Annotated in this window: 22 protein-coding genes; 13 read left to right on the top strand and 9 right to left on the bottom strand. The window is 62.1% G+C overall.

Going from position 1 to position 21,360, the window contains the following annotated elements; translation table 11 throughout:
- Window positions 1–75: 75 nt before the first annotated feature.
- Window positions 76–795: a carbonic anhydrase gene (locus V6093_RS17470; protein WP_003253046.1), complete on the top strand. Its 720-nt coding sequence runs from the start codon at window positions 76–78 to the stop codon at window positions 793–795.
- Between the two features lie 192 nt (window positions 796–987).
- A complete protein-coding gene (locus V6093_RS17465; RefSeq protein ID WP_004575261.1) occupies window positions 988–2,520 on the top strand; it encodes a SulP family inorganic anion transporter in 1,533 nt (510 codons plus the stop codon).
- Window positions 2,521–2,939: 419 nt separating this feature from the next.
- Here the strand turns inward: V6093_RS17465 and V6093_RS17460 are convergent, their stop codons facing one another.
- Window positions 2,940–3,581: a hypothetical protein gene (locus V6093_RS17460; RefSeq protein ID WP_014861534.1), complete on the bottom strand. Its 642-nt coding sequence runs from the start codon at window positions 3,579–3,581 to the stop codon at window positions 2,940–2,942.
- A 369-nt stretch (window positions 3,582–3,950) separates the two neighbouring features.
- On the opposite strand from V6093_RS17460, the gene coxB reads away from it, so the two are divergent.
- From coxB to V6093_RS17440, 4 genes are read left to right on the top strand one after another with little or no spacing between them, the layout of a single operon-like run.
- Complete coding sequence (gene coxB / locus V6093_RS17455) at window positions 3,951–5,078, top strand: cytochrome c oxidase subunit II (RefSeq protein ID WP_003253039.1); 1,128 nt, start codon at window positions 3,951–3,953, stop codon at window positions 5,076–5,078.
- A 43-nt stretch (window positions 5,079–5,121) separates the two neighbouring features.
- Window positions 5,122–6,711, top strand: a complete 1,590-nt coding sequence (gene ctaD, locus V6093_RS17450; protein ID WP_003253037.1) for a cytochrome c oxidase subunit I — start codon at window positions 5,122–5,124, stop codon at window positions 6,709–6,711.
- Window positions 6,712–6,720: 9 nt separating this feature from the next.
- A complete protein-coding gene (locus V6093_RS17445; protein ID WP_003253035.1) occupies window positions 6,721–7,287 on the top strand; it encodes a cytochrome c oxidase assembly protein in 567 nt (188 codons plus the stop codon).
- A 16-nt stretch (window positions 7,288–7,303) separates the two neighbouring features.
- Window positions 7,304–8,191, top strand: coding sequence for a cytochrome c oxidase subunit 3 (locus tag V6093_RS17440; protein WP_003253033.1), 888 nt, complete (start codon window positions 7,304–7,306; stop codon window positions 8,189–8,191).
- A gap of 32 nt (window positions 8,192–8,223) precedes the next feature.
- Here the strand turns inward: V6093_RS17440 and V6093_RS17435 are convergent, their stop codons facing one another.
- On the bottom strand, window positions 8,224–8,427 hold the full coding sequence (locus V6093_RS17435; RefSeq protein ID WP_003253030.1) for a twin transmembrane helix small protein: 204 nt from the start codon (window positions 8,425–8,427) through the stop codon (window positions 8,224–8,226).
- Window positions 8,428–8,478: 51 nt separating this feature from the next.
- Between V6093_RS17435 and V6093_RS17430 the strand changes: the two genes are divergently transcribed.
- Genes V6093_RS17430 through V6093_RS17410 form a run of 5 tightly spaced genes read left to right on the top strand, consistent with a single transcriptional unit; the run spans window position 8,479 to window position 12,362 of the window.
- Window positions 8,479–9,216, top strand: coding sequence for an SURF1 family protein (locus V6093_RS17430; RefSeq protein ID WP_108078496.1), 738 nt, complete (start codon window positions 8,479–8,481; stop codon window positions 9,214–9,216).
- Complete coding sequence (locus V6093_RS17425) at window positions 9,185–9,766, top strand: hypothetical protein (protein WP_108078497.1); 582 nt, start codon at window positions 9,185–9,187, stop codon at window positions 9,764–9,766. Before V6093_RS17430 ends, V6093_RS17425 begins: the two co-directional genes overlap by 32 nt.
- Window positions 9,767–9,775: 9 nt before the next feature.
- Window positions 9,776–10,855, top strand: coding sequence for a heme A synthase (locus V6093_RS17420; protein WP_011953144.1), 1,080 nt, complete (start codon window positions 9,776–9,778; stop codon window positions 10,853–10,855).
- Window positions 10,840–11,733, top strand: coding sequence for a heme o synthase (gene cyoE, locus V6093_RS17415; protein WP_004575259.1), 894 nt, complete (start codon window positions 10,840–10,842; stop codon window positions 11,731–11,733). The genes V6093_RS17420 and cyoE overlap by 16 nt, the downstream gene beginning before the upstream one ends.
- Window positions 11,730–12,362 (top strand): SCO family protein, encoded by a 633-nt coding sequence (locus tag V6093_RS17410; RefSeq protein ID WP_003253019.1) that lies wholly within the window; start codon window positions 11,730–11,732, stop codon window positions 12,360–12,362. The genes cyoE and V6093_RS17410 overlap by 4 nt, the downstream gene beginning before the upstream one ends.
- Before the next feature lie 121 nt (window positions 12,363–12,483).
- Here the strand turns inward: V6093_RS17410 and V6093_RS17405 are convergent, their stop codons facing one another.
- The 3 genes from V6093_RS17405 to V6093_RS17395 form a co-directional block, all read right to left on the bottom strand.
- Window positions 12,484–13,254, bottom strand: a complete 771-nt coding sequence (locus V6093_RS17405; protein WP_003253017.1) for a MetQ/NlpA family ABC transporter substrate-binding protein — start codon at window positions 13,252–13,254, stop codon at window positions 12,484–12,486.
- A gap of 64 nt (window positions 13,255–13,318) precedes the next feature.
- A complete protein-coding gene (locus tag V6093_RS17400) occupies window positions 13,319–13,990 on the bottom strand; it encodes a methionine ABC transporter permease (RefSeq protein ID WP_003253016.1) in 672 nt (223 codons plus the stop codon).
- The gene (locus V6093_RS17395) at window positions 13,990–14,997 is read right to left on the bottom strand and encodes a methionine ABC transporter ATP-binding protein (RefSeq protein WP_003253013.1); all 1,008 of its coding nucleotides are present in this window, start codon (window positions 14,995–14,997) and stop codon (window positions 13,990–13,992) included. The genes V6093_RS17400 and V6093_RS17395 overlap by 1 nt, the downstream gene beginning before the upstream one ends.
- Before the next feature lie 227 nt (window positions 14,998–15,224).
- Between V6093_RS17395 and katE the strand changes: the two genes are divergently transcribed.
- The gene (gene katE / locus V6093_RS17390; RefSeq protein ID WP_047603782.1) at window positions 15,225–17,360 is read left to right on the top strand and encodes a catalase HPII; all 2,136 of its coding nucleotides are present in this window, start codon (window positions 15,225–15,227) and stop codon (window positions 17,358–17,360) included.
- 60 nt (window positions 17,361–17,420) lie between these two features.
- Here katE and V6093_RS17385 read toward each other — a convergent pair whose 3' ends face one another.
- From V6093_RS17385 to zur, 4 genes are all read right to left on the bottom strand, one after another.
- Window positions 17,421–18,128, bottom strand: a complete 708-nt coding sequence (locus V6093_RS17385) for a PA5502 family lipoprotein (RefSeq protein WP_011953148.1) — start codon at window positions 18,126–18,128, stop codon at window positions 17,421–17,423.
- A gap of 126 nt (window positions 18,129–18,254) precedes the next feature.
- Entirely contained in the window at window positions 18,255–19,037 is a 783-nt protein-coding gene (znuB, locus tag V6093_RS17380; protein WP_003253007.1) for a zinc ABC transporter permease subunit ZnuB, read from the bottom strand.
- Window positions 19,030–19,803, bottom strand: coding sequence for a zinc ABC transporter ATP-binding protein ZnuC (gene znuC, locus V6093_RS17375; RefSeq protein WP_003253004.1), 774 nt, complete (start codon window positions 19,801–19,803; stop codon window positions 19,030–19,032). Before znuC ends, znuB begins: the two co-directional genes overlap by 8 nt.
- Window positions 19,800–20,285 carry a zinc uptake transcriptional repressor Zur gene (gene zur / locus V6093_RS17370; protein ID WP_003253002.1) on the bottom strand — a complete coding sequence of 162 codons (486 nt, stop codon included), beginning with the start codon at window positions 20,283–20,285 and terminating at the stop codon, window positions 19,800–19,802. Before zur ends, znuC begins: the two co-directional genes overlap by 4 nt.
- 66 nt (window positions 20,286–20,351) lie before the next feature.
- Between zur and V6093_RS17365 the strand changes: the two genes are divergently transcribed.
- Window positions 20,352–21,260 carry a zinc ABC transporter substrate-binding protein gene (locus V6093_RS17365; RefSeq protein ID WP_047603783.1) on the top strand — a complete coding sequence of 303 codons (909 nt, stop codon included), beginning with the start codon at window positions 20,352–20,354 and terminating at the stop codon, window positions 21,258–21,260.
- The last annotated feature ends 100 nt before the right edge of the window (window positions 21,261–21,360 follow it).

The raw sequence follows: 21,360 nt of genomic DNA, 5'->3' as shown, positions 1-21,360 counted from the left end.
CATCTAAAACCCTGCATAGCCTGAATCTTTCACCGGTAAAATGGATTTACCTACACACCGTCAAGAGGATGAATCATGCCCGTCAAGGACCCATCCAAGGTCGTACCGCAGGTCCCCGCGGAAAGCGCCGATGCTGCCCTTAAGCACATCGTCGACGGCTTCCTGCGCTTTCACCATGATGTTTTCCCCGATCAGCAAGAGCTGTTCAAGAAGCTCGCCACCGCGCAAACACCACGCGCCATGTTCATCACCTGTGCCGATTCGCGCATTGTTCCCGAGCTGATCACCCAGAGCTCGCCAGGCGACCTGTTCGTGACCCGTAACGTGGGTAACGTGGTACCGCCTTATGGCCAGATGAACGGCGGCGTTTCCAGCGCCATCGAGTACGCCGTAATGGCGCTTAAAGTTCACCACATCATCATCTGTGGCCACTCTGACTGTGGCGCCATGCGTGCGGTACTCAACCCGCAGTCGCTGACCAAGATGCCTACCGTTGGCGCCTGGTTGCGCCACGCTGAAGTGGCTCGCACCGTGGTCGAGAACAACTGCTCCTGCGGCAGCGAACACGAGACGATGCAAGTGCTGACCAAAGAGAACGTCATCGCCCAGCTGCATCACTTGCGCACCCATCCTTCGGTGGCTTCGCGCCTGGCAGCCGGTGAGCTGTTCATTCATGGTTGGGTGTACGACATCGAGACCAGCAAGATCGAAGCCTACGACGCCGCCAGCGACAGCTTCCTGCCCTTGGCCGCGGGTGAACCCGTTCCCTGCGCCACTCCGAGAGGCCGCTACTAAGCGACCCGTCCGCCGCTAGAACCTTGATAGCCGGCTGCACCCTGCAGGGGTGTGGCACGGCATTCGGCTGCCTTGAATTCCCTGACTGCCCTGCCGGCGTGCTCGCTGGCGGCCCGCGCCTGCGCGCTTGTCAGGGGCAAACGTGCCCACGGCCAGGGGAATGGCCGTGCGACTAGAGAAAGGAGAAACACGGTGAACATTACACAGTTGAAAGCGGCCCTGCCGCGTGAGTTGCTGGCGTCGGTGGTGGTCTTCCTGGTGGCCCTGCCGTTGTGCATGGGCATTGCGATCGCTTCTGGCATGCCGCCGGCAAAAGGCCTGATTACTGGGATTATCGGCGGCATTGTCGTCGGTTTCCTTGCTGGGTCGCCGCTACAGGTCAGCGGCCCCGCTGCCGGTCTGGCGGTACTGGTGTTCGAGCTGGTACGCCAGCACGGCATGGCCATGCTCGGGCCAATCCTGTTGCTGGCCGGCCTGTTGCAGTTGCTGGCCGGTCGCTTGCGCCTGGGCTGCTGGTTCCGCGTGACCGCGCCGGCGGTGGTTTACGGCATGCTCGCCGGGATTGGCGTGTTGATCGTGCTTTCGCAGGTGCATGTGATGTTCGATACCGCGCCGCAACCGTCGGGCCTGCAGAACCTGCTGGCGTTCCCGGCAACGTTGTCGGCAGCCCTGCCACAGGAGAGCACCGGCGCCGGCTGGATGGCCGGTGCGCTGGGCCTGGGGACCATCGCCATCATGTGGGGCTGGGAGCGCTTGCGGCCGCAGCGGCTGCGTTTCGTGCCGGGTGCATTACTCGGCGTGGCCAGCATGACCGCTATCAGCCTGTGGCTGGCCTTGCCGGTGAACCGCGTGCAAGTCCCGGCCGACCTGTCCGAGGCCATCGACTGGCTTCGTCCGGCGGACCTGATGCAGCTGGCCGACCCTGCCCTGTTGGTCGCCGCTTTTGCCCTGGCGTTCATTGCCAGCGCCGAAACCTTGCTGTCGGCCGCAGCAGTGGACCGCATGCACAGCGGCCAGCGCTCGGACTTCGACCGCGAACTGTCGGCTCAGGGCATCGGCAACATGCTGTGCGGGGTGCTGGGTGCCCTGCCGATGACCGGGGTAATCGTGCGCAGCTCGGCCAACGTCCAGGCCGGGGCGCAAACCCGGGCCTCGGCAATCTTCCATGGCTTGTGGTTGCTGGCCTTCGTGGTGGCGCTGAGCAGCGTGCTGCAGCAGATCCCGGTGGCGAGCTTGGCGGGGGTGTTGGTGTTTACCGGGGTCAAACTGGTCGACTTCAAGGCGTTTCGCGGGCTGGGCCGTTATGGGCGCATGCCGATGTTCACCTACGCGGCGACTGCGCTGGCGATCATCTTTACCGACCTGCTGACCGGTGTGCTGCTGGGCTTTGCCCTGACCTTGCTGAAGCTGGCGTTCAAGGCGGCGCGGCTGAAGATCAACCTGGTGAGCCTGGCCAAGGATGGGCACATGGAACTGCGCCTCAGTGGCGCGGCGACCTTTCTGAAGGTGCCGGCGCTGACCCAGGTGCTGGATACCGTACCGGCGGGCACCACGCTGCATGTGCCGCTGGGGAACTTGAGCTATATCGACCACTCGTGCCTTGAGTTGCTGGAGGACTGGAGCCGCAGCAATTCTGCCAATGGGTCACGGTTGCTGATAGAGCAGCGGCGCCTGAAGCGTCGGATCGAGGGGCGGTTGCGGACTACGGCGGGGGTTGGGGCGTAGGAGCGGGTTTACCCGCGAATACGGTAGCGGCGGCAACGGTGATCGGCGGGTGGAGATTGGCCAGCAGGGCCGGCCCTTTCGCGGGTGAACCCGCTCCTACGATGGCCTGTGGCGAACCACCGATGCATGTGCGTAGGAGCGGGTTTACCCGCGAATACGGTAACGGCGGCAACGGTGATCGGCGGGTGGAGATAGGCCAGCAGGGCCGGCCCTTTCGCGGGTGAACCCGCTCCTACGACGGCCTGTGGCGAACCACCGATGCATGTGCGTAGGAGCGGGTTTACCCGCGAATACGGTAGCGGCGGAAACGGTGATCGGCGGGTGGAGATAGGCCAGCAGGGCCGGCCCTTTCGCGGGTGAACCCGCTCCTACGACGGCCTGCGCCGAACCACCGATGCACCTAGGCCGTTACAGGTCTATCAGGCCGGCTGACCCAGCTCGACACCCAGTTGGCGCGACAGGCACGGCCAGCGCTTCCACGCCGCGCCAGTTGCCGGGCTGCTCAGCTTCTCTCGATAAGCCTCCACCGATTCAACCGCAAAGCTCTCGTCGTTGAGCATTTCGTCGACCGAGTGGTGCACCACTTCATCCAGCTGGTTGGCAAAGCTTTCGCCAATCAACTGGTGGGCAATCAGGTTGGCGACCGTGGTGTCGACCGGGATCAACGGCTGCTGGAAGTGGCGAATGTACAAGTCATTCACCTCTTCCACCAGGCGGTGCGCCAGGTACGCTTCATCCAGAAGGCAGTCCAGGCCTACATGCCCTTGCATCACGCTGGGCGGCTGCAGGAAGTAGGCTTCGGCAATTTTCAGTACAGGTTTGATCTGCGATTCGATCCCGGCTTCGCGGGCGACCTCGTGGGCGGCCTCCAGCAATTCCGGAACCTGATCGATGTAGGCGCTGACGAAGCGCGCCAAAGTACCCTGGGCGTCCTGCTCAGGCAGTTGGATCGAGGGGTGCAGGTGGGGCAGTTGCAGCTCGAGACGCTGTTTCAATTGGCCGGTCTGGCCTTCATGTTGATGGGCTTGGCTTACCTGCTCGCGTACAGCAGCGATGTTCATGACAACTCCAGGGACATTACGTTTCAAACGGAAGACACTAAATTAGCTCGGTATACAGAATACCTAAGACGTATTTGTTATAAGCCTCGCAAACGTGTGCGCTATCAGGCATATCGACGTGCCATTATTACGCCATGCCCTGTCAAGCACGCGGTTTTCCGGCCATTCGGCCATTTCATGAAGTTCATTTCACAGGCTTCATTGCGTGCCATTGGTCGCTGTCTATACTCCCGGTGAACGTGATTCGTTGATGAGGCCCGACTGCTTTTAGCAGGGGCTCGGTCGTCGAAGCCATGCAGTCTTGACCGCCGTTCCCTCTTGCCGCAGGCCACGCCTCCGGGACAACAAGAATTAGAAGGGGAACCCGCAATGATGCGACATCCACATGTCTGGATGGGCCTCCTGTTGTGGTCGGTTTTTGGCCAGGCAAACGCCGCCTGGACCGTGAACATGCACCCAGGGGCGACGGAAGTCTCCAACGCCGTCTTCGACCTGCACATGACCATCTTCTGGATCTGCGTGATCATTGGCATCGTGGTGTTTGGCGCGATGTTCTGGTCAATGGTCATCCACCGCCGCTCCACCGGCCAGCAGGCTGCGCATTTCCACGAGCACACCTGGGTGGAAATCCTCTGGACGGTAGTTCCCTTCCTGATCCTGGTGGCCATGGCCATCCCGGCCACCAAGACGCTGATCGACATCTACGATGCCAGCGATTCGGACATCGACATCCAGGTCACGGGGTACCAGTGGAAATGGCACTACAAGTACCTGGGCCAGGACGTGGAGTTCTTCAGCAATCTGGCCACCCCCACCGACCAGATCCACAACAAGGCGCCCAAGGATGAGCATTACCTGCTGGAAGTCGACCAGCCGCTGGTGCTGCCGGTGGGCGCGAAAGTGCGCTTTCTGGTCACTGCTGCCGACGTGATCCACTCCTGGTGGGTGCCAGCCTTCGCGGTCAAGCGCGACGCCATCCCAGGCTTTGTCAACGAAGCCTGGACCCGGATCGAAAAGCCAGGCATCTACCGCGGCCAGTGTACCGAGCTGTGCGGCAAAGACCACGGCTTCATGCCGGTGGTGGTCGAGGTCAAGTCCAAGGCCGATTACGACACCTGGCTTGGCGAGCGCAAGGCTGAAGCCGCCAAGCTCAAGGAGCTGACCAGCAAGGAATGGACCCTGGAAGAGCTGGTGGCGCGAGGCGACAAGGTCTACCACACCACCTGCGTGGCCTGTCACCAGGCCGAAGGCCAGGGCCTGCCGCCAATGTTCCCGGCGCTCAAAGGCTCGAAGATTGCCACCGGGCCGAAGGAAGGCCACCTGAGCATTGTCTTCCATGGCAAGCCCGGCACAGCCATGGCCGCTTTCGGCAAGCAGCTGTCGGAAGTCGACATCGCTGCTGTGGTCACCTACGAGCGCAATGCCTGGGGCAACAACAAAGGCGACATGGTGACGCCGAAGGACGTGCTGGCGCTGAAGCAGGCAGAAGCCAAGTGAACCGGGTTACTCGCGGCAATCAATGGATTGCAGGAGACAGGACATGAGTGCAGTGATCGACGACCACGCCCACGGCCATGACCATGCGCACGGCCCGGCCAAGGGCCTGATGCGCTGGGTGCTGACCACCAACCATAAAGACATCGGCACGATGTACCTGTGGTTCAGTTTCATCATGTTCCTGCTCGGTGGCTCGTTTGCCATGGTGATCCGCGCTGAGCTGTTCCAGCCGGGTTTGCAGATCGTGGAGCCGGCGTTCTTCAACCAGATGACCACCATGCATGGCCTGATCATGGTGTTTGGCGCGGTGATGCCGGCCTTCGTCGGTCTGGCCAACTGGATGATTCCGCTGATGATCGGCGCGCCTGACATGGCCCTGCCACGGATGAACAACTTCAGCTTCTGGCTGCTGCCGGCGGCCTTCCTGCTGCTGGTCTCGACGCTGTTCAGCCCGGGCGGAGGGCCGAACTTTGGCTGGACGTTCTACGCACCGCTTTCCACCACCTATGCGCCAGCCAGTGTCACCTTCTTCATCTTCGCCATCCACCTGATGGGTATCAGCTCGATCATGGGGGCGATCAACGTGATTGCCACCATCCTCAACCTGCGTGCCCCCGGCATGACGCTGATGAAAATGCCGCTGTTCGTCTGGACCTGGCTGATTACCGCGTTCCTGCTGATTGCGGTGATGCCAGTACTGGCCGGCGTGGTAACCATGATGCTGATGGATATCCACTTCGGTACCAGCTTTTTCAGTGCCGCAGGTGGCGGTGACCCGGTGCTGTTCCAGCATGTGTTCTGGTTCTTCGGTCACCCTGAGGTTTACATCATGATCCTGCCCGCCTTCGGTGCGGTCAGCTCGATCATCCCGGCGTTCTCGCGCAAGCCGCTGTTCGGTTATACCTCGATGGTGTATGCCACCGGCGCCATTGCCTTCCTGTCATTCATCGTCTGGGCCCACCATATGTTCGTGGTCGGCATCCCGGTGGTCGGCGAGTTGTTCTTCATGTATGCCACCATGCTGATTGCCGTGCCCACCGGGGTGAAGGTATTCAACTGGGTCAGCACCATGTGGGAAGGTTCGCTCACCTTCGAAACGCCGATGCTGTTCGCCATCGCCTTTGTCATCCTGTTCACCATCGGTGGTTTCTCCGGGTTGATGCTGGCGATCGCCCCGGCGGACTTCCAGTACCACGACACTTACTTCGTGGTGGCGCATTTCCATTACGTACTGGTGCCTGGTGCAATTTTCGGCATCTTTGCCTCGGCCTACTACTGGCTGCCGAAATGGACCGGCCACATGTACGACGAAACCCTCGGCAAACTGCACTTCTGGCTGTCGTTCATCGGCATGAACATGGCCTTCTTCCCCATGCACTTCGTAGGCTTGGCCGGCATGCCACGGCGCATCCCCGACTACAACCTGCAGTTCGCCGATTTCAACATGGTGTCGTCGATCGGCGCGTTCATGTTCGGCGCCACGCAGATCTTCTTCCTGTTCATTGTCATCAAGTGCATCCGCGGTGGCGCGCCGGCACCGGCCAAACCCTGGGATGGCGCCGAGGGCCTTGAGTGGTCGATACCCTCGCCTGCGCCCTACCACACCTTCCAGACACCCCCGGAAGTGAAATAGGAACCCGCCATGAACGGCCTGTCGGTGAAACGCCTGGTAACGCGCCTGTTGATGCTGACGGTGGTGATGTTCGCCTTCGGCTTCGCGCTGGTGCCGATCTACGACGTCATGTGCAAAGCGTTCGGTATCAACGGCAAGACCGGCGGCCAATACGAAGGTAGCCAGGTCAGTGACCCGACGCGTGCTGTGCGGGTGCAGTTCATGTCGACCAATGCCAGCGACATGGTCTGGGACTTCTACTCCACTGCCGACCAGCTGGAGGTCAACCCGGGGGCGGTGAACCAGATGATCTTCATTGCCCACAACCCGACCGACCGGCCGATGAGTGCGCAGGCAATACCCAGCATTACCCCGGCCGAGGCCGCGGCCTACTTCCACAAGACCGAGTGCTTCTGCTTTACCCAGCAGGTGCTGCAGCCCGGCGAACGCATCGAGATGCCGGTGCGCTTCATCGTCGACCGCGACCTGCCGGCCAGCGTGAAGCACCTGACACTGGCCTACACCTTGTTCGACATCACCGCTCGCCACCCGCCGGTCGCGCACGTTGCGGCGCAGGACGTCCAGGGCGCCCGTTAAGGGAAGGAGAACAGCAATGGCAAGTCATGAGCACTACTACGTTCCGGCGCAGAGCAAATGGCCGATCATCGCCACCATCGGCATGTTCATCACGGTATTCGGCCTGGGCACCTGGTTCAACGACATGAAGGCGGGCCACCCGGATTCGCACGGGCCGCTGATCTTCTTCGTGGGTGCGTTGTTTCTGGCCTACATGCTGTTCGGCTGGTTTGGGTCAGTGGTCAAGGAGAGCCGCGCCGGGTTGTACAGCCCGCAGCTGGATCGCTCGTTCCGCTGGGGCATGAGCTGGTTCATCTTCTCTGAAGTGATGTTCTTCCTGGCGTTCTTCGGCGCGCTGTTCTATGTCCGCGTACTGGCGGGGCCGTGGCTGGGAGGCGAAGGGGCCAAAGGTGTTGCGCACATGCTGTGGCCAACGTTCGAATTCACCTGGCCGCTACTGCACACCCCCGATCCCAAGCTGTTCCCACCCCCCAAGGAAGTGATCGACCCGTGGCACCTGCCGCTGATCAACACCATCCTGCTGGTCAGTTCCAGTGTGACAATCACCATTGCCCACCACGCCTTGCGCCGTGACCACCGCGGCCCGCTGAAATTCTGGATGGCGCTGACCATTGTCCTGGGCATCAGCTTTATCGCACTGCAGGCCTTCGAGTACCACGAGGCCTATACCAAGCTGGGGCTGACACTGGGTTCAGGGATCTACGGTGCGACGTTTTTCATGCTTACCGGGTTTCACGGCGCCCACGTGACATTGGGCACGATCATTCTGATTGTGATGTTCGTGCGCATTCTACGCGGGCATTTCAACCCGGAAAAACACTTCGGCTTCGAGGCAGCCAGTTGGTACTGGCACTTCGTCGATGTGGTGTGGGTGGGGTTGTTCATCTTTGTCTATGTGTTGTGAATACGAAAACCCTGTAGGGGCGGGTGAGCGCTTCAGAAAGGGGCGTGGGAGACCAGCTGACCGCTGATCAAGCCCCAGGCGACCAGGCCTATGGTCAAGGCTGCCAGGGTCACCCGTACGGTCAGGGCCTTGAGCAGACGGGTCGAGTTTTCATCATCCTTGACCAGAAACACTAGGCCACTGAACAGGCTGGCAATCGTGGCCAACAGCATCAGGACAATCGCGGCCTTGAGCATGGCGTTACTCCGGGGGGATGCGGTGATGTGGATAAGTATAGCGAGGCGCCCGTGAGGCCGTTTCGCCCAGGCTGGGTACCGACGCTGGTGGTGCTTGCATTGCTGCCGGGGCTGATTGCGCTTGGTTGCTGGCAACTCGGCCGTGCCGAGGAAAAGCGCGTGCTGCTGGCCACCTATGCAGAACGGCGGGTTGAAGCGCCGATCGCCACCTCCCAGCTCCTCTCGAAAGAAGACAACGCCTTCCGCCGCGTGCACCTGTATGGCCGCTTCGACGCCGAGCACAGCGTGCTGCTGGACAACCGCATGCGCGACGGCAAAGCCGGTGTCGAGCTGCTGCAGCCCTTCCACGACCAAGCCAGCGGCCTGTGGTTGCTGATCAATCGTGGCTGGCTGCCATGGCTGGACCGCCGGGTGCCGGTGCACTTCGAAACCCCTGCCCAGGCCGTGGCGCTGGATGCCTCTGTGTATGTCGCGCCCGGTAGCACCTTCCAGCTGCACCCGGACCCCATCGGCGGGCAATGGCCGCATCTGTTGACCGCTATCGATGCCGCGCAGCTATGGCAACAGCTTGATCGCGAAGGCTTCGCCCAGGAATTGCGCCTTGAGGCGGGCCCTGCGAGCTATCGCCTGGACTGGCCGGTTGTGGCCATGAGCCCCGAAAAACACGTGGGCTACGCCGTGCAGTGGTTTGCCCTGGCTACCGCTCTGGTTCTGCTCTACCTCTACTTCGGCTGGCACCAAACAAAGGAGAAACGCCATGGCCACCGCCACTCCACTGGACGTGCCTGAACGTAGCAAGCCCAGAGCCCGCGGGCGTTTGCAGCTGTTGCTGATCCTGCTGGTGGTGCTTGGGCCGATGGTTCTGGCCACCAGCATGTACAAACTCAAATTCTGGGTACCGGAAGGCCGCAGCTACCATGGCGCCATGATTGGCAATGGGGAAAGCCGTGCCGATCTCGGCGTGGGGGGGCAGGACGATCGCTGGCAGTTGCTGGTCAGCGCACCCCAGGCCTGCACCGAAGACTGTCAGCGCCTGGTGTACCTGGCTCGGCAGATTCAGGTCGGGCTGGGGCGTGATGCCAGCCGCGCCAGCCATGCGCTGGCCGCCGCCCAGCCGCTGAGCGCCGACTATCAGGCACTGCTTGGCCGCGAGTACCCGCAGTTGCAGCGCTACCCGCTGGATGCGCAACGTTATCAGCAGAAGGTTGTCGAGCCCGGCCCGCAGCTGTGGATCGTCGACCCGCACGGCAACCTGGTGCTGCGCTACGACGGCAAGGTCAACGGCAAGCATGTGCTGGATGACCTGCGCCACCTGCTCAAGCTGTCCAATATCGGCTAGGAGCCTGCCATGGCCAGACCTGGATTTCGCCTTGCTGTGTTCGCCACCCTGCTGGCACTGCTGGTCGTCCTGCTCGGTGCCTATACCCGCCTGACCCACGCCGGCCTCGGTTGCCCCGACTGGCCCGGGTGCTATGGCTTTATCAGCGTGCCCAAGAGTGAAGCGCAGTTGGCCCATGCCGAGCTGCACTTTCCTGAGCACCCGGTGGAAGCTGCCAAGGGCTGGGCCGAGATGGTCCACCGCTACTTTGCCGGTAGCCTGGCCGTGGTGATCGCCCTGCTCGCGTTCCAGGCAATGCGCCGGCATGCACGCGATGGGCAGCCTTATCGCCTGCCGATGCTGCTACTGGGTGTGGTGTTGGCCCAGGCAGCCTTCGGAATGTGGACGGTCACCCTGAAGCTGTGGCCGCAGGTGGTCACGGCGCACTTGCTGGGAGGCTTTACCACGTTGAGCTTGCTGTTCCTGTTGTCTCTGCGTCTGTCCCGGGCTTTTGCGCCCTTGCCGAAACTGCCGCTGAGCCTGCGCCGGATCGCTGCACTGGCGCTGCTGGTGGTAATCGGCCAGATTGCCCTGGGCGGTTGGGTCAGCGCCAACTACGCAGCCGTGGCCTGCATCGACCTGCCGACCTGCCATGGCCAGTGGTGGCCAGCGGCGGATTTCAGCAACGGCTTCCACCTGACCCAGCACGTCGGCCCCAATTACCTTGGCGGGCAGTTGGACAGTGATGCGCGCACGGCCATCCACATCAGCCACAGGCTGGGCGCGCTGCTGGTGACCTGCGTGCTGTTGATGCTCAGCTGGAAGCTGCACCGCTGTGGTCTCCCCGGCCTGGCGCGGCTGGTGCTGCTGGCGCTGGCCTTGCAAGTGGGCCTGGGCATCAGCAACGTGGTGTTCCACCTGCCGCTGGCGGTGGCTGTTGCGCACAATGCCGGCGGGGCGATGCTGCTGCTGAGCATGGTGCTGGTGAACTACCGCATTCGAGTGGTCGACAAGGTTCGTATGGGTGTCGGCCATGGTTGGCGTCTGCGGCCGGTGGTCGGGGTGGGCATTTCCCATCACATGAGGAACGACTCGTGGCGACGCTTCTAAGCGTACGACGGGCCCGCTGGCGCGATTACCTTGAGCTGACCAAGCCCAAGGTGGTGGTGCTGATGCTGATCACTTCGCTGGCGGGCATGTTCCTGGCCACCCGAGCGGGCGTCAGCTGGAGCGTGCTGTTGTTCGGCAACCTGGGCATCGGCCTGTGCGCGGGTGGTGCAGCGGTGGTCAATCATGTGGTGGATCGGCGCATCGATGCGCTGATGGCACGCACCCACAAACGGCCTTTGGCCCAAGGCCGAGTCGAGCCCCTGCCGGCGCTGTTGTTCGCTTTGGCCCTGGCGCTGCTGGGCATGGTCCTGCTGCTGGTGTTCACCAACGCCCTCACCGCCTGGCTGACCCTGGCCTCATTACTCGGTTATGCGGTGCTCTACACCGGCTTTCTCAAGCGCGCCACGCCACAGAACATCGTCATCGGTGGCCTGGCCGGTGCCGCTCCGCCGTTGCTCGGCTGGGTGGCGGTAAGCGGCCATGTCAGCGCCGAACCCTTGCTGCTTGTGCTGATCATTTTCGCCTGGACCCCGCCGCATTTCTGGGCGCTGGCCATCCACCGCAAGGAGGAATACGCCAAGGCCGATATCCCGATGTTGCCGGTGACCCACGGCGAGCGCTACACCAAACTGCATATCCTGCTGTACACCCTGATCCTGCTGGCGGTGAGCCTGCTCCCGTATGCCATCCACATGAGTGGCCCGCTGTACCTGGCCTGTGCCCTGGGCTTGGGCCTGCGCTTCCTGCATTGGGCCTGGGTGTTGTACCGTAGCAGCCGGCCGCACGCGGCGATCGGCACCTTCAAGTACTCTATCGGCTACCTGTTCGCGCTGTTCATCGCGTTGCTCCTTGACCACTACCTGTTGCTGAGCCTATGACCCGAACCCAGAAAACCGTCTTCATCCTCGTTGCCCTGGTCGCGTTGATCCTGGGCCTGACCGTCAACAAGGTGCTTAATGGTCGTGACCAGCCCAACCCTGCCGAGCTGATTGATGCGGGCATCATCCTGCTGCCGCAGAGCCGCGCCGTGGCTGATGTCACCATGACCAATCAGGACGGCCAGCCGGTGCAGATGGATGACCTCAAGGGCAAATGGTCGCTGCTGTTCTTTGGCTACACCTACTGCCCGGACATCTGCCCGACCACCCTGGCCCAGCTGCGCCAGGTGAAGAGCGAGCTGCCCAAGGATGCCGTCGACCGGCTGCAGGTGGTGTTGGTGAGTGTGGACCCTAACCGCGATACGCCGAACCAGCTAAAGCAGTATCTGGGCTATTTCGACAAAGACTTTGTCGGTGTGGCGGGGTCGATCGAGGATACCCAGAAGCTGGCCAATGCCTTGAGCATTCCGTTCATTCCGGCGGATACCAGCAAGCCGGGGTATACCGTGGATCACAGCGGTAACCTGGCGATTGTCGGGCCGGATGGGCGACAGCGTGGGTTCATTCGGGCGCCGTTCAACAACCAGAAGCTGGGGGCGCAGCTGCCGGGGCTGGTCAAGCGGGATTGAGAGTGCTGGGCCTGCTGCGCAGGCCTTTCGCGACACAAGGCCACGGATCGGCGTACGCCTTACTTTGTGGGAGCGGCCTTGCGTCGCGAAAGGGCCGCAAAGCGGCCCCGGGGATGTTGGCTCAGAACGCCGGAACCACAGCGCCTTTGTACTTCTCGATGATGAACTGCTTCACCTCAGGCGAGTGCAGTGCAGCCGCCAGTTTCTTCATGTCGTCCGAGTCCTTGTTGTCCGGGCGGGCAACCAGGATGTTCACGTAAGGCGAGTCGCTGCCCTCGATGGCCAGCGCGTCTTTTTCCGGGTTCAGCTTGGCTTCCAGCGCGTAGTTGGTGTTGATCAGGGCAGCATCTACCTGGGTCAGCACGCGCGGGATGGTGGCGGCTTCCAGCTCGCGGAACTTCACGTTTTTCGGGTTTTCGGCAACATCCTTCACGGTCGACAGGATGTTCTTGTTGTCCTTGAGCTTGATTACGCCAGCCTTGTCCAGCAGCAGCAAGGCGCGGCCGCCGTTGGTGGCGTCGTTGGGGATGACCACGGTGGCGCCGGAGGACAGCTCGTCCAGCTTCTTGATCTTGGACGAATACACGCCCAGTGGCTCGATGTGCACGCCTGCCACGCTCACCAGCTGGGTACCCTTGGCCTTGTTGAACTCATCCAGGTAAGGCTGGTGCTGGAAGAAGTTGGCGTCCAGGCGCTTTTCGGCCACCTGCACGTTCGGCTGGATGTAGTCGGTGAATTCCTTGACCTTCAGCTCTACGCCTTCTTTCGCCAGTTGTGGTTTGACGAAGTTGAGGATCTCGGCGTGCGGCACCGGGGTGGCGGCGACGGTAAGGGTATCGGCCTGGGCCGAGAAGGCCGCGACAGCGGCAGCGACAGCAAGCAGCTTCTTCATTGATCACTCCTTGTGAGGGCCGCGACGGCCCCCGAACGGGTCGGCCTGGCCGACCCCATTGGGGTTATTTACGGGAAAAATGCACGACCAGTTTGTCGCCCACGCTCTGCAGTACTTGAACCAGTATCAGCAGCAGTACCACAGTCACTACCATCACATCGGTCTGGAAACGCTGGTAACCGAAGCGGATAGCCAGGTCACCAAGGCCACCGGCACCCACCACACCGGCCATGGCAGTGTAAGAAACCAGGGTGATGGCGGTTACGGTAATGGCCGCGAAGATGCCCGGACGGGCCTCCGGCAGCAGCGCACTGGTGATGATCTGGCGGGTGGTGGCGCCCATCGACTGGGTGGCTTCGATGATGCCGCGGTCCACTTCACGCAAGGCGGTTTCAACCAGGCGCGCAAAGAACGGCGTGGCACCCACTACCAGCGGCGGGATGGCGCCTGCAACGCCCAGCGAGGTACCGGTGATCAGCACGGTGAACGGGATCATCACGATCAGCAAAATGATGAATGGCAGCGAGCGCAGGATGTTGACCACCAGCGACAGCAGCGCATAGACGCCTTTCTGTTCGAACATCTGCTTTGGCCCGCAGAGGAACAGCAACACGCCCAGTGGCAGGCCCAGCAGCACGGTGAAGAACAGCGAGCCGAACAGCATGATCATGGTATCGACGGTGGCCAGCCAGATTTCGGCCCAGTCGACGTTGGCAAAGAAATTCAGGGCGTCCATCAACGCAGTACCTCCATATGTACGTCAGCTGCCTTGAAGCGGGCGAACGCCGCTTCCATGTCTCCGCCGATCAGGGCGAGAGTGAGCTGGCCATAGGGGACATCCTTGATGCGGTCGATACGCCCGGCGAGGATGCTGTAGTCGACACCGGTTTCGCGGGCCACGGTGCCCAGCAGCGGCGCGTAGGTGGCGTCGCCCTGGAAGGTCAGGCGTACGATGCGGCCTGGCACGTGGGCAAAGTCGTCGCGCTGCTCGCCTTCGTCGACCTGCTCGTCTTCCTGGACGAAGCGCTTGGTGGTGGGGTGCTGCGGGTGCAAAAACACCTCGGCCACCGAGCCTTGCTCGACGATCTGACCGGCGTCCATCACGGCCACGCGGTCGCAGACACGGCGGATCACGTCCATCTCGTGGGTAATCAGCACGATGGTCAGCTTCAGTTCACGGTTGATCTCGGCCAGCAGTTGCAGGACCGAGGCCGTGGTTTGCGGGTCGAGGGCACTGGTGGCCTCGTCGCATAGCAGAATCTTTGGGTTGGTGGACAGGGCGCGGGCGATGCCGACGCGCTGCTTCTGGCCGCCGGACAGCTGCGCCGGGTACTTCTTGGCGTGGTCCGACAGGCCAACGCGAGCCAGTAGCTCGGTGACACGCTTGTCGATTTCGCTGCGCGACAGCTCACCGGCCAGGGCCAGTGGCAGGGCGACGTTGTCGGCGACGGTCTTGGAAGCCAGCAGGTTGAAGTGCTGGAAAATCATCCCGACCTGCTGGCGGAAGCCGCGCAACTGGCTGGCATTGAACGCGGTGACGTCTTCGCCGTCGACGATGATCGTGCCGCCGGAGGGTTCCTCCAGGCGGTTGATCAGGCGCAGCATGGTGCTTTTGCCAGCGCCGGAATGGCCGATCAGGCCGAACACCTGGCCATCTTCGATGGTCAGGCTGGTCGGATTCAGTGCGGGGATTTCCCTACCGGCAACGCGGTAGGTTTTATGTACCTGTTGGAACTCGATCACGTAGCGAACCTTGTGGGGCGCATTGAAATTTGGGTCAGCGGTTAGCTGGGGTCGCGCATTTTAGCCTTTTCCCATAGCTGTTCTTAGCATTTATTTCGTCATGCACCAATCCATCGGGCATATCGCGACAACCGGTAATCCTGATTGAACGCTCGGCAACGCCCTCCAGTCACTACTTGCACAAGCCCTGAACGGGCACGCCTTAAGACTGATGAGGAGAGCCGATCATGCCCAGCAAGAAAACGGATGCGCCCAAGCACAGCGAGGCCGCCGGTACCCAGACCCCCGACAGGGCCAACACCAATGCCAAGCTGCAGAGCCTGGAGGCCGACCGTAGCGATGCGACCGGGCATGCGCTGCGAACCAACCAAGGCGTGCGCATTGCTGACAACCAGAACTCCCTCAAGGCGGGTGATCGCGGGCCTTCGCTGCTTGAAGACTTCATCATGCGCGAGAAAATCACCCACTTCGACCATGAGCGTATCCCCGAGCGCATCGTGCACGCACGCGGTACCGGGGCACACGGGTTCTTCCAGAGCTACGGCAACCACGCTGAGCTGACCAAGGCGGGCTTCCTGCAAGATCCGGAAAAGATCACCCCGGTTTTTGTCCGCTTCTCGACGGTTCAGGGCCCACGCGGGTCTGGTGACACGGTGCGAGATGTACGGGGCTTTGCCGTCAAGTTCTATACAGATGAAGGCAATTTCGACTTGGTCGGCAACAACATGCCGGTGTTTTTCATCCAGGATGCCATCAAGTTCCCCGATTTTGTCCACGCGGTGAAGCCAGAGCCACACAACGAGATACCGACCGGCGGTTCGGCTCATGACACCTTCTGGGATTTCGTCTCGCTGGTGCCGGAGTCGGCCCATATGGTCATGTGGGCCATGTCTGACCGCGCCATCCCGCGCAGCCTTCGAATGATGGAAGGCTTTGGCGTGCATACCTTCCGCCTGATCAATGCCGAGGGCGTGGCCAGCTTCGTCAAGTTTCATTGGAAACCACGCCAGGGCGTGCATTCCCTGCTGTGGGACGAAGCCCAGAAGCTGGCGGGCAAGGACACCGACTTCCAGCGCCGTGACCTATGGGAAGCCATCGAAACCGGTGACTACCCGGAATGGGAACTGGGCGTGCAGATTGTGCCTGAGGCTGACGAACACAAATTCGACTTCGACCTGTTGGACCCGACCAAGATCATCCCGGAGGAACTGGTACCCGTCACGCCGCTGGGCAAGATGGTGCTCAACCGCAACCCGGACAATTTCTTTGCCGAGGTCGAACAGGTGGCGTTCTGCCCAGGCCATATCGTGCCAGGTATCGACTTTACCAACGACCCGCTGCTGCAGGGCCGGCTGTTCTCGTACACCGATACCCAGATCAGCCGCCTGGGTGGGCCGAACTTCCACCAGATCCCGATCAACCGGCCGGTAGCGCCGAACCACAACAACCAGCGTGATGCGTTGCACCAGCACGTCGTGCACAAGGGCCGGGCTTCCTACGAGCCCAACTCGATTGATGGCGGCTGGCCAAAGGAAACCCCGCCTGCGGCGCAAGATGGCGGCTTCGAGAGCTATCAGGAGCGTATCGATGCGCACAAGATTCGCCAGCGCAGTGAGTCGTTCGGCGATCACTTCTCGCAGGCCCGGCTGTTCTTTCAGAGCATGAGCCCGACCGAGCAACAGCACATCATCAAGGCTTACAGCTTCGAGTTGGGCAAAGTGGAGCGTGAACATATCCGCGCCCGGGAAGTGAATGAAATTCTCGCCAACATCGACCTGAAGTTGGCGGCGGCGGTTGCGGCCAACCTGGGCCTCCCTGCGCCGAAAGCGGGTACGGTGAAGGTGAAGGGTAGCCAGCTGGCGCAATCGCCTGCGTTGAGCCAGATGAACCACCCAGGTTCGGTGGGTATCAAGGGGCGCAAGATTGCTGTGCTGGTGGCAGATGGCGTGGACGCTGCCAGCGTGGACAAACTGGTCAAGGCCCTGGAAGCGCACAGTGCCCGGCCGATGCTGCTGGGGCCGACTTCGGCGCCGGTGAAGGCGGCGGATGGCAAACAACTGTCGGTAGCGGCGTCGATGGAGGGGATGCCTTCGATCATGTTCGATGGGATTGTCGTGCCTGCGGGCAAGGCCTCTACGGATGCGCTGGCGGCTAGCGGATTGGCCAAGCACTTCGTGCTGGAGGGCTACAAGCACCTGAAGGCGCTGGTGCTGACCAAGGAATTGGCGAAAGCGTTGGGGCTCAAGGAGGACAAGGGGCTGCTGCTCGGGGATGAGCAGAAGGCAGTGGATGCCTTTGTCAAAGCGGTTGAAAGCCACCGGGTGTGGGAGCGGGAGGCGGCAGCTGAAGCTGTTCCTGCCTGATAAGGCCTTGTCGCGGGTAAACCCGCTCCTGATAGAGGAGCGGGTTTACCCGCGAAGCGTTTACTGCTGATGCGGGACCAGCACCACCTGTGCCGGCAGCGAGCGCTGGATCTGATGCTTCTGCTTCAGCTCAAACCCACTGTCAATCTTGCGCACGCGCTTTTCCAGCAAGGTCTTCAGCCAAGGTGCATCCTCGGTGCGCGGTACCTGGAATACCACTTCGCACTGGTAACTCACCACATCGGCGGCAATGTCGTCCAGTTGGCGGCGCAGCGCGCGGCTGTCAGTGGTCTTCAAGGCCACCACGGTACTGGGCGCTGTCGGGTCGATGATGCGTGCCTTGGGCTTGGCTTCGGCGGCTTTCAGCGCAGCTTCAGCCTTTTCCAGTTCGGCCTTGCGGGCCTGGGTCACGGCATCCCCGCCGGTCACCGCTGGCGCCTGCGGCATCAGTGCCCGGGCACGGGCCAGCGCGGTAGCTGCCGCGTTTACATCGCCCTTCTGCAGAACGATCTGGCTACGTTGCAGGTAAGCTTCGGCCAGTTGGCGCTGGTATTGCTCCAGGCGTGCATCATCCGGCGACTGGGCCTGCAGTGCAGCAAGCTGGTCTTCGGCGGTAGCCAGCTCATTGCTGGCGATGTTCTGTTGCAACTGCTGCCAGGCATCTGCTTGAGCAGGTGCGGTGGCCTGTTCGACCGGCGCATTGGAACAGGCAGCCAGGATCAGGGAAAACGCGGCAACAAGCAGATAACGGGAGGCGAACGGCTTCATTCCTGCGACTCTCTATTTGCGCAAAAAGCGAGCAAGTCTACACCCAGGTGCGCACGCTCGAAAATAGGCCTTACAGACCCTTTACGGGCCGAAGGTTGCAAGGCGTGCCTGCACACGCCTTGCTTTTCAGCGTTTTGGCAGAGCCAGGCTCAGCAAGAATAGCACCGCGGCGCAGACCACGATCGAGGGCCCGGCGGGGGTGTCCTTGAACCAGGACATGGCCAGGCCGCCGCACACTGCGGTGACACCCAGCAGGCTGGCACCCAAGGCCATCTGCTCTGGTGAGCGGGCGTGACGCTGTGCCGCAGCGGCAGGAATGATCAGCAGTGAGGTAATCAGCAACACGCCAACGATTTTCATGGCAACCGCAATCACCACCGCGATCAGCAGCATCAGCGCCATGCGCAAGCCGGCCACGGGCAGGCCTTCAACCATGGCCAGTTCTTCGTGCACGGTAACCGCCAGCAGCGGCCGCCACAGCGCAGCGAGCAGCAGCAGGACCAGTGCACTGCCACCGAGGATCCAGGCCAGGTCGGTGGTGCTGATGGCCAGCAGATCGCCGAACAGGTAAGCCATCAGGTCGATGCGCACATCGTGCATGAAGCTCAGCACCACCAAGCCCAGCGACAAGGTGCTGGGGGCCAGGATACCCAGGAGGGTGTCGGAGGCCAGCGGCTGGCGTTGCTGCAATGTCACCAGCAGGATCGCCAGCAACAGGCAGCCCACGGTTACCGCCAATGCCGGGCTGACATCCAGGGCAAAGCCCAAGGCCACACCGAGCAGCGCGGCGTGAGACAGGGTGTCGCCAAAATAGGCCATGCGCCGCCATACCACAAAGGAGCCCAGTGGGCCTGCAACCAGTGCCAGGGACAAGCCGGCAAGCAAGGCGTAGAGAAGAAAATCAGCCATGCTTGCAGTGCTCTCCGTGAACATGGGTGCCAGGGGCGACCACCGAGCCATGCAGGTCGTGGCTGTGGTCGTGATGGTGGTGGTAGATGGCCAGGCTCGGTGCGGTCTTGCCGAACAGCTCGACGAACGCCGGGTCACCGCTGACTTGCTCTGGGTGGCCCGAGCAGCACACGTGGCGGTTCAGGCACACCACCTGGTCGGTGGCGCTCATGACCAGGTGCAGGTCGTGGGACACCATCAGTACGCCGCAGCCGTGGCGGTCGCGCAGGCGGGTGATGAGGTTGTAAAGCTCGGTCTGGCCGACCACGTCCACACCTTGTACCGGTTCGTCGAGCACCAGCAACTGGGGTTCGCGCAGCAAGGCGCGGGCCAGCAGCACGCGTTGCATTTCGCCGCCGGAAATAGTCTGGATCGGGCTGTCGATGACCTGCTCGGCGCCCACTTCCTGCAGCGCCGACAAGGCTGCCGCGCGGTCTACGCCGGGCACCAGGCGCAGGAAGCGCAGCACCGACAGCGGCAGCGTGGCATCAACCTGAATCTTCTGCGGCATGTAGCCAATGCGCAGCTTGGGTTTGCGCCATACCTTGCCGCGATGTGGCTTGAGCAGGCCAAGTACGGCGCGCACCAGGGTCGTCTTGCCCGCCCCGTTGGGGCCAATCAGGGTGACGATCTGGCCTGGGGCGACCGACAGGTCGATGCTGTCGAGCACTGCCTCACCGCCAAAGGTGACGCCGACCTGCTCCAGGCGAATCAGGGCGTCGCTCATGCCGCGCTCCGGCAGTTACCGCACAGGCCGACCACTTCCACGGTCTGGGTCTCGACCGTGAAACCCACGCCTTTGGCGCTGTTGATGATGGCCTCGCTGATGCTGCTCTGCTCGAGCTCGATGGCCACATGGCAGGCCCGACAGATCAGGAACTGGCCTTGGTGCACGTGCTCGGGGTGGCTGCAGCCGATGAAGGCGTTGAGCGATGCGATGCGATGTACCAGGCCGTTTTCCAGCAGGAAGTCCAGCGCACGGTACACCGTGGGCGGCGCGGCGCGGCGGCCGTCCTGCTCACTGAGCACAGCGAGGATGTCGTAGGCGCCCAGTGGCTTGTGGCTCTGCCACACCAGCTCCAGCACACGGCGGCGCAGGGCTGTCAGGCGCAGGCCCTGGCGGGTGCACAAGGCGTCGGCTTCAGCCAGTGCGCTGTGTACGCAATGGGAGTGGTCGTGAGGACGGTTGGCCAGCGGTGTGATGGACATGGGCAGCGACGGTTCTGGACAGAGACGTTATTATGTTACCTGTTTCTGAAGATTCGAGTATCCACCGTGTCCCGATTCCTGGCTCTGTTTGTCGCTTTCATCGCATTATCCGCGCAGGCCGACGTGCGTGTGCTCACCAGTATCAAGCCCCTGCAGCAGATTGCCGCTGCCGTGCAGGAGGGTGTTGGCAGCCCTGACGTGCTGCTGCCGCCCGGCGCTTCACCCCACCACTATGCGCTGCGCCCCTCGGACGTGCGGCGGGTAGGCGATGCCGACCTGCTTTACTGGATCGGCCCTGACATGGAGAATTTCCTTCCGCGTGTGCTGGGAAGCCGCAGCAAGGCCACAGTGGCTGTGCAGTCGCTGCCGGGCATGAAGCTGCGCCACTTTGGCGAGGACAGCCATTCCCATGAGGAAGCAGACCATGACGATCATGACCACGATCACCGCCCAGGCAGCCTGGATGCGCATTTGTGGCTATCGTCGGTCAATGCGCGAGTAATCGCGGCAAAAATGGCAGCTGACCTGGCCCAGGTCGACCCGGCCAATGCGGCTCGCTATCAGAGCAACCTGAAGGCCTTCGATGAACGCCTGGATGCGTTGGATGGGCGTATCAAGGCGCGCGTGGCCGGTATTGCCGGCAAGCCGTACTTCGTCTTCCACGAAGCCTTCGACTATTTTGAAGCTGAATATGGCTTGAAGCACGCGGGCGTGTTCAGCGTGGCATCCGAGGTGCAGCCTGGGGCGCAACATGTGGCGGCCATGCGCAAGCGTCTTCAGGAAGTGGGCAAGACCTGCGTGTTCAGCGAGCCGCCACTGCGGCCGCGATTGGCCGAGACGCTGACTGCCGGGTTGCCGGTGCGCCTGGCCGAGCTGGATGCCTTGGGTGGCACCGATCCGGTGGATGGCAAAGGGTATGAACGCTTGCTGGAGAAGCTGGGCGGTGACCTGACAGGCTGCCTGGAACAGTTGTAAGCCTGTACCGGCCCCTTCGCGGGTGAATCCGTGCCCACAGGTACTGCGCAGGCCTCAAGGCTGTCGCTATCCCTGTGGGAGCGGGTTCACCCGCGAAGAA

This window comes from Pseudomonas putida group bacterium ESBL64 (genome assembly GCF_045277175.1).
GTDB lineage: Bacteria > Pseudomonadota > Gammaproteobacteria > Pseudomonadales > Pseudomonadaceae > Aquipseudomonas > Aquipseudomonas alloputida.
Note: the sequence above shows the minus strand (reverse complement) of the source record. Positions and strands in the feature narration are given on the sequence as shown.

Coding starts and splice junctions, on each gene's coding strand:
- V6093_RS17470 (WP_003253046.1), top strand. CDS start 76: ATGCCCGTCAAGGACCCATCCAAGGTCGTACCGCAGGTCCCCGCGGAA.
- V6093_RS17460 (WP_014861534.1), bottom strand. CDS start 3,581: ATGAACATCGCTGCTGTACGCGAGCAGGTAAGCCAAGCCCATCAACAT.
- coxB (WP_003253039.1), top strand. CDS start 3,951: ATGATGCGACATCCACATGTCTGGATGGGCCTCCTGTTGTGGTCGGTT.
- ctaD (WP_003253037.1), top strand. CDS start 5,122: ATGAGTGCAGTGATCGACGACCACGCCCACGGCCATGACCATGCGCAC.
- V6093_RS17445 (WP_003253035.1), top strand. CDS start 6,721: ATGAACGGCCTGTCGGTGAAACGCCTGGTAACGCGCCTGTTGATGCTG.
- V6093_RS17440 (WP_003253033.1), top strand. CDS start 7,304: ATGGCAAGTCATGAGCACTACTACGTTCCGGCGCAGAGCAAATGGCCG.
- V6093_RS17435 (WP_003253030.1), bottom strand. CDS start 8,427: ATGCTCAAGGCCGCGATTGTCCTGATGCTGTTGGCCACGATTGCCAGC.
- V6093_RS17425 (WP_108078497.1), top strand. CDS start 9,185: ATGGCCACCGCCACTCCACTGGACGTGCCTGAACGTAGCAAGCCCAGA.
- V6093_RS17420 (WP_011953144.1), top strand. CDS start 9,776: ATGGCCAGACCTGGATTTCGCCTTGCTGTGTTCGCCACCCTGCTGGCA.
- V6093_RS17410 (WP_003253019.1), top strand. CDS start 11,730: ATGACCCGAACCCAGAAAACCGTCTTCATCCTCGTTGCCCTGGTCGCG.
- V6093_RS17405 (WP_003253017.1), bottom strand. CDS start 13,254: ATGAAGAAGCTGCTTGCTGTCGCTGCCGCTGTCGCGGCCTTCTCGGCC.
- V6093_RS17400 (WP_003253016.1), bottom strand. CDS start 13,990: ATGGACGCCCTGAATTTCTTTGCCAACGTCGACTGGGCCGAAATCTGG.
- katE (WP_047603782.1), top strand. CDS start 15,225: ATGCCCAGCAAGAAAACGGATGCGCCCAAGCACAGCGAGGCCGCCGGT.
- V6093_RS17385 (WP_011953148.1), bottom strand. CDS start 18,128: ATGAAGCCGTTCGCCTCCCGTTATCTGCTTGTTGCCGCGTTTTCCCTG.
- znuB (WP_003253007.1), bottom strand. CDS start 19,037: ATGGCTGATTTTCTTCTCTACGCCTTGCTTGCCGGCTTGTCCCTGGCA.
- znuC (WP_003253004.1), bottom strand. CDS start 19,803: ATGAGCGACGCCCTGATTCGCCTGGAGCAGGTCGGCGTCACCTTTGGC.
- zur (WP_003253002.1), bottom strand. CDS start 20,285: ATGTCCATCACACCGCTGGCCAACCGTCCTCACGACCACTCCCATTGC.